Annotated in this window: 3 protein-coding genes, 1 tRNA gene and 2 pseudogenes; 2 read left to right on the top strand and 4 right to left on the bottom strand. The window is 60.7% G+C overall.

From position 1 onward, the window contains the following. Positions 1 to 334, bottom strand: a pseudogene (locus ACK5JE_RS12815) (integrase); the annotation flags it as partial. A 146-nt stretch (positions 335 to 480) separates the two neighbouring features. On the opposite strand from ACK5JE_RS12815, the gene ACK5JE_RS12810 reads away from it, so the two are divergent. Beyond that, positions 481 to 557 (top strand) — tRNA-Met (locus tag ACK5JE_RS12810). A 95-nt stretch (positions 558 to 652) separates the two neighbouring features. Here the strand turns inward: ACK5JE_RS12810 and ACK5JE_RS12805 are convergent. Both ACK5JE_RS12805 and ACK5JE_RS12800 read right to left on the bottom strand, forming a co-directional pair. Next, the gene (locus ACK5JE_RS12805) at positions 653 to 1,339 is read right to left on the bottom strand and encodes a metallophosphoesterase (RefSeq protein ID WP_416802083.1); all 687 of its coding nucleotides are present in this window, start codon (positions 1,337 to 1,339) and stop codon (positions 653 to 655) included. A gap of 255 nt (positions 1,340 to 1,594) precedes the next feature. Next, a complete protein-coding gene (locus ACK5JE_RS12800; protein WP_416802082.1) occupies positions 1,595 to 4,615 on the bottom strand; it encodes an autotransporter outer membrane beta-barrel domain-containing protein in 3,021 nt (1,006 codons plus the stop codon). Between the two features lie 690 nt (positions 4,616 to 5,305). On the opposite strand from ACK5JE_RS12800, the pseudogene ACK5JE_RS12795 reads away from it, so the two are divergent. Then, positions 5,306 to 6,112, top strand: a pseudogene (locus tag ACK5JE_RS12795) (IS5 family transposase); the annotation flags it as partial. Between the two features lie 68 nt (positions 6,113 to 6,180). Here ACK5JE_RS12795 and ACK5JE_RS12790 read toward each other — a convergent pair. After that, positions 6,181 to 6,731 (bottom strand): IS256 family transposase (locus ACK5JE_RS12790; RefSeq protein WP_416802081.1); only part of this gene is annotated, 551 nt, incomplete at its 5' end.

Genomic DNA, 6,731 nt, shown 5'->3' with positions numbered 1-6,731 from the left:
TGGCCAGCGCGGTGATGTCACCCTCGGTGTAGCGGCGCGTAAAGCCGTGCGCGGGCGCGTGGCGCTGCCCAAGCGGGGCGTGATCGCGGAATCGGGCGATCAATCGGCTCAGGTGCTGGCGTGAGTAGCCGCTGGTGGCCAGCAGGTAGCCGATGACCAGTCCCTTCGTGGCGCGTGAGAGTGAGTGGTAGCGAAAGCGCTGCAGCGCCGACAGGACGTGCGCGTGGCGCTGCGCCTCGGTGCCGTCGGCGACCTGTGGATCGAGCCCAGCGGTGCCGGCCAGAAATTGTTCCAGGCTCTCCAGGCTGGTGAGCCGTTCGTCGTGCAAGGTCAAGATCATCTCCCGATGATCGACGACCCGCGGCCAAAGCTCCAGACTCATCTGATGTTGGAATCACCAGGCCCCCTTCAGACTCATCTGATGTTGGACAGGGCTGCGACTTGCGAAGTTTGTGTTCACTCCATATAATAATGGGCTTTGGCGCATTAGCTCAGCCGGTTAGAGCGACGGAATCATAATCCGCAGGTCCCCTGTTCGAATCAGGGATGCGCCACCAGAATTATCCCTGTTAAATCAGGACATTGAAGCCACCCTTTGCGGTGGCTTTTTTGTTTTCTGCGGCTTGGGTGTCAACCAAGTGTCAACGCGGGATCAGCAAACCACTTTCAGCGACTGCAAGTCCAGCAGCGTGAACTGTCCGCCCTCACGCCAGCCACCCGTATCGATGTAGAAGACATTGCCCAACTGCGCCATCCTGGACAAGGTGACATGCCCATGGACCACGGCACACACATTCCTGACGGACTGTGTGTACCGTGTGCGGTAACGATCCGCCGACCATAGGCAGGCTTCCCGATCATCGGCGCTGAATCGTTCATGGTGGATGGCCTGCCAGTCGTCGTAGGGGAAATCGGCATGCACAATGCCAACCACGCCTTGCGGAGTGCCTACCTCCATTGCCAGCGGCAACTCGCGCAGACGCTGTGCGATACGCTCCTGCTCGGCCTTGCTGTGCTGGTCCAGCCATTGGCCGCCGTGCGCCACATGATCGACCGCAGGATACGGATCGCCGACGGCCCTGCGCCAAGTCATCAAATCATGGTTGCCGCAGATGGCATGGAACCAGGGTCGATCCAGCCAATCCAGCACATGCCGGGATTCCGGCCCGCGATCCACCAGATCACCCACCGAAAACAGCCGGTCGAATTCCGACGCAAACCGGACCTTCCGCAAAGCGGTTTCCAACTTGCTGAAACAGCCGTGGATATCGCCCACTGCGAAGTCCCGGCCTGACTCGTTGGCGCTGAATCGTTGCACAAGGGGATTACGAAAGGTCATGCTTATGCCGGGGGACGGTAACGCTGAATCAGTCTTGACGACGCGACCGTGGACGGGTCGTTAATCCTGACGCCACCTTGTCGCGACAAAAAATCTGACACTCCCCGCGACAACGTGCCGGGCCGATGCCTGCCATGTCAAGGACGGGTACGAAGGCCGCAGCCCGGCTTGCCGGGACCGGGGGATACCCGGCGACGCACATCAGGCACGGTCGTCACATCGTTCCAGCCGCACCTGGACCAAGACCCGCCGTCACTACCAGCGATAGCGCAATCCCGCAGTTCCCCTGACGCTGTAGTTGTCGCCGCTGCCGCTGGACAGCGCCGTTGCGTAGTCAGCCTCGGCGTACAGGCTCCATTTTTTATCCAGGACATACGTTGCCCCCACACCGAGCTCACCCCACAGCCGCTGATTGCGCTGATCGAGCGTGGTGCCTGAGACTTCAACACTGGTGCCGTTCAGGAACTCATATTCCAGATTGGCAATACCATAGAGTTGCAGATCGCGGGTCGCCGACTCCGACTGTTTTTCCACCCGCACACCGATCCGGCCCTGGAGGCTGTCTCCCTTGTCCAGCGAGATCTTGTTGCCCGCGTCGTCGATGTAACTGTCGAAATCCACATGAACCCAGGCCAGCTGGGTTTGCGGCACCAGCGACCAGCCCGAGCCCAAGTCGAAACGCTTGCCCAGCTCCAGGCTGGCGGCCCCCGACCAGCCTTGATTGTCCGTGCCGCGCTTGTTGCTGAGATCGCTGTCATACCAGGCGAATTGACCGACGGCATCGGCGTACAGGCCGTTCTGGCCCAGCCAGGTGGCATCCAGGCCCAGGCTGGTACCGGTCGAAGTGATCTTGCCACCGGAACGCGCTGCGCCGCTCACCGGGTCGCGCGTCACATCGATGTGTGCGCTCGACTTGCCGAAGGCGGCATAGGCGCCTACGGTCAGCTCACCATCGGGCCGGCGGACCGCCACACCATCGTAGCCGACCTGCAGAAAGCCGATACCCTGCGTGTAGGATGAGCCCGATTTCGGATCATAGGAAGCATGCTGCCCCACTACCCGGCCCCAGGCCCCGCGGCCGTCTATCGAACCATCGGTCCAGATGCGATTGCCGGTACGCTGCTGCAACGTGCCCAGCGTGGCCTGCGCGAAGTTCGACAACACGTCGGCGTACGGCAGCACCGTTTGCGCGGTCGGGCTCAGGGCCGGGCCGCTCGGTGTTGCAATACTGCGCAGATACCAGCTCTGGTCGCTCTTGGCGAGGTTCTGGTAATTCAGGTTGTAGTCGTAGGCGCCGGCCGAGACCGCCGAACTGAGCCTGAAGGCGTCGGGGCTGGTCGTGGCCCCGTTGATCGCATCGACCAGCATGATGCCGTCGCCCGTGGTCACGGCGCCGGCGCCATTGGTGTTCTTCACCAGCAGCGTGGTTGTTCCCGTGGCCGAGCCACCATCGATGATCAGCTTGTTCGAAGGCGAGCCATCCGCGCCCAGCTTGGTATTGAGGAGGATCGTGCCGTTGTCGCCGACATAATTGCTGGCGGTCAATGTCGAATATCCCGCCGCATCGTCGGGGTCGGCCGGCGCGGCAAAAGCGATCGTGCCGGCATTGGACAGGCTGGTCACGACCGAGCTGGCCGTGACATTCCAGCGGCTGCTGGCATCGATCGCCATCGACACCCGATCCGCCATGCCAGTGAGCACGGTGCCGCTGTTGAGATACACATCGCCGTTGGATGATGCATCCGCAATGATGTTGCCGTTCAGGGTTTCGCCCGTGGCGGTGAAGGTAGCCGTCGCGCCATGACTCAGACTCAGCAGATTGCCCGAAGCGGGCGTGATCGGCGCGGTGCCGCTGACGTCAATGCTGGCATTGGCGCCGTCCACGGCAAAGGCATCTCCCTGGCTGGCCAGCTCGCCGCCCGTCATCACGACCGTATTCGCCTTGCCGCTCTGGTTTACATCCGTGATCGACACCCCGCCAGCAGCGGCCTGCACCGCCACATCATGCAGGTTGACACTTGTTCCGCCATCCAGCGAGACGCCGTTCGCGTCGGCGCCAGTGGTGGTGACCGAGCCATCTCTCATGGTGATGGAGGCTGGCGCCACATTCGCCGTGGACAGCGACGGGTTCAGCGCATCGCCCAGCGTCGCACGCAGGCCATCGGCATGGGCGCCGGAGGTGCGGATCGTTGTCCCGTCCGCGATGGTGATCGTGCCACCCAGGTTGGCGTAGGCGCCATAGGCCCCGGTGCCAGAGGTCTGGATGCTGGTCGGCCCCTTGGCCCCCACCGCATCGACGGTGATGACGCCGGCGCCGCCCTGAGCGACCCCGGCGCTGTTGTCGGTGGCCTCGAGGCCCATCGAGCTTGTGCCGGTGGTGATGATCGAACCGCCGTGAACGGCAATATCGCTGGTTGTTTCAGCCATGACCCCGGCGCCATAGATGCCGTGGTTATAAACCCCTCCGAAGCTGGCAGCGTCGCCGTCCCGGGCGATGGCTACATTGGTCAGCGACGTGCTGCCGCGAACCGCATTGGTGGCATCCCAGCTCGTCCCGAGAACGCCAATGGGCACGGCGCTGCCGTTGATGGTCGTATCGCTGATCGAAAGCTGGGTTGCCGGCCCGCTCGTGCCCGAAGCCAGGTTGTATACACGTGCCTGGTTCAGCGTGGAGTTGGTGATCGTCATCCGGGCGCCCTTCGACACCTCCACCCCCCCCTCCGTAGTGCCCCGGCCCTCGGTCGTGACATGATTGGCGATCAACGAAGCACCGACTCCGGTCGCCTGCATATAGCGGCCGGTATTGCCGGACGCGTACCCCCCCTGGAGACGGGTGATGGTCACGTCATCCAGACTGATGGTCGTGGTCGAGCCGTTGTCGGAGAGCGCCACGGCTCCATTGCCCAGCGCATTGGAGCCCACGGTTTGTCCGATATTGATCTGAGCGCCCCGATCCAGGGTGACCGACCCACCGTTATAGGCATATACGACCGGACTATGTGAATAGCTCATCACCGTGGCATTGTCGCCCAGGGAGGCGGACCCGCCATGCATCAGGATCTGTCCACCGGTCGTCGCATACAAGGCATTGGTATATTTCCCCGTCCCTATCGCCTGACTGCTCGTCAGGTCTATCACGCCAGTCCCGCTTGCCATGACCGCTGCCGTTCCCGACGGGGTGGCGTCATAGGATTGCCCCGACAGGGTCACGTTGCCGCTCGGCACGACCAGAACTTGTCCATATGCGCTGGAGCAAGCCAGGAGCGCGGCGCTCACGGCAACGCGATTCATGGATGAAAAGTTGAATTGAATATTCTTGCGATGCGACATTTGTGTGCTACCCGATTAATTTTGATACCGAAAATAGTGGTATTGGATAAGAATAGGCGCCGGATATCTCAAGGCGTCATGACTCTGCCCTGACCAGCTGCGGATCCTGTTCTCGCCCCACTGCCAAGATCACCCTGATCAAACAGGGCCTGAGTGACTGATGAACAGACCAAAGGTGCTTTCCAATTTGCGAACCCCTTGCTTGTGGGGCCACTGCCGCCCTGTCGCAGCACCGATATTGAGTCAAGAATTTCTGTTGAAAAAAGAGTTTATCCAGAAAGCCTGCCATCCGAAATTTAAAAAACGAAAAGAAATACAAGATTTGCAAATTCCAGGTCGCAATCAGCATCAGCACGTCAGTACTGTCGCGCAATGCACTCAAAATGGATGACGCCTGCCAGGCGTCGCGGGAAAGACGGCATGCACAATGCCAACCACACCTTGTGGCGTATCCGCCTTCATCGCCCACGGCAAGATCACGATCCAAACGATTGACGCTGAATCGTCACACAAGAGGACGGAGCAAGGCCATGATTCACCGAGTTCGAGAGCCCTGAGTCTAAGGATGGTCTGAACAAGTCCCGATGACCTGTCAGAATACGGTTTGTTGAACGAGAGCCAATCAGGACATGTCCGATGAGCCAGTTGAGTTTTTCCGATGCCGAGTTCGCTGGCAAGCGTAAGGTGACCCGTCGCGAAAAGTTCCTCGCCCAGATGGAACGCGCGGTTCCCTGGAAGGTCTTTGCTGACCTGGTCGAACCGCACTACCCGAAGGCGGGCAACGGGCGCAGGCCCTACCCGCTGGAAGTGATGCTGCGCATCCACTTCATGCAGCAGTGGTTCAACCTGTCGGACCCGGCCATGGAGGAGGCGCTGTACGACAGCACCTCGATTCACAATTTTGCGAAGTTGTCGCTGACCCGTGGCAGCATCCCCGACGAGACGACGATTCTCAACTTTCGCCACCTGCTGGAGAAGCACGACATCGCGGCCGATGCGCTGGAAGCGGTCAATCTGCTGCTGGCTGACCAGGGCATCACGGTGCGCAAGGGCACGATTGTCGATGCCACGATCATTGAGGCGCCCAGCTCTACCAAGAATGCCACTGGCACTCGTGACCCGGAGATGCATCAGACCAAGAAGGGCAACCAGTGGCACTTTGGCATGAAGGCGCACATCGGCGTGGACATGACCGGCCTGGTGCATACCGTCGTCGGCACGGCAGCGAACATCAGTGATGTCACCCAGGCCCACGCATTGTTGCATGGAGACGAGGAGATGGTCTTGGGTGACTCGGGCTACCGGGGTGTCCAACTTCGTGAAGAGAACCTGGGGCGCAACGTGCAGTGGCACATTGCCATGATGCCCGGCAAGCGGCGCCAGCTGGGCAAGAGCAATATGGGCCGAATGCTGGAATCTTACGAGCGGGCCAAGGCCAGCCTGTATTGACCCATCAGAACCTGCACAGAGGGAGTGTCAGATTTTTTGTGGGCGGGGCGGTTTGACATCGTTCAATCCCTGGCCTCGGTGAACCGTTCACCGAACAGGATGGCGAACTGATTCATGGCTGCTTTCCACGTATGAACCGATCGTGACGGCTTGGCCAGCACGTTTCGCAGCGCCAGCCACAGGAGCTTGACGGCCGCCTCATCATTGGGGAACTGACCCCGGTTCTTAATGATTTTACGCAGTTGCCGGTTCATGTTCTCGATGGCGTTGGTGGTGTAGATCACACGCCGGATGTCAGGCGGGAAGATGAAGAACGGCACCACATGTTCCCAGGCCCGTTCCCAGGCGGCCACGATGGTCGGATATTTCGTGCCCCAAGGGCCAGCAGCAAAGGCCGTCAGCGCCTCTGTGGCCTGCTGCTCGTTGGCCGCTGCGTAGATGGGCTTGAGTGCGGCGGCGACCGGCTTACGATCCTTCCAGCCCGCATAATCCAGGCTATTGCGCATCAAATGCACGATGCAGGTCTGTACCGTCGTCTTCGGGAAGACCGCGTTGATGGCATCGGGCAGGCCCTTCAAGCCATCGACCACGGCAATCAGAATGTCCTGGCAGC

The organism is Castellaniella sp., from assembly GCF_047971665.1.
Taxonomy (GTDB): Bacteria; Pseudomonadota; Gammaproteobacteria; order Burkholderiales; family Burkholderiaceae_B; genus Castellaniella.
Note: the sequence above shows the minus strand (reverse complement) of the source record. Positions and strands in the feature narration are given on the sequence as shown.